This window comes from Psychrobacter sp. TB55-MNA-CIBAN-0194, from assembly GCF_040309505.1.
Taxonomy (GTDB): domain Bacteria; phylum Pseudomonadota; class Gammaproteobacteria; order Pseudomonadales; family Moraxellaceae; genus Psychrobacter; species Psychrobacter fozii.
On the sequence record NZ_JBEOOW010000670.1, the window covers coordinates 1 to 244 of the forward strand.

At 41.4% G+C, this 244-nt stretch carries 1 pseudogene; it reads right to left on the reverse strand.

The features are described from left to right. Positions 1-218 (reverse strand): annotated as a pseudogene (locus AAEY75_RS16685) (hypothetical protein); the annotation flags it as partial. Positions 219-244 lie beyond the last annotated feature (26 nt).

Here is a 244-nt window from a genome sequence, read left to right on the forward strand (position 1 = left end):
GCGCTTAGCTGATCGATATGGGTTAAATGTTGAGCTTGCTGTACGAATAAAGTGGCGAATTGAGTCTGCGCTTTAGGTGTTCTTACCTGTTTAGCTATTTCAGAGATTTGCTTCTCAGGAGCAACGTTTTTATAAACGCTGTCTTCAGTAATTATCGTTTCCAAAGTATGAGTATTAGTAGGTAACACCTGAAACAAGGACTTATCCATACTACTCATGAGTAGCGCCCAACGCTGTGAGAGGT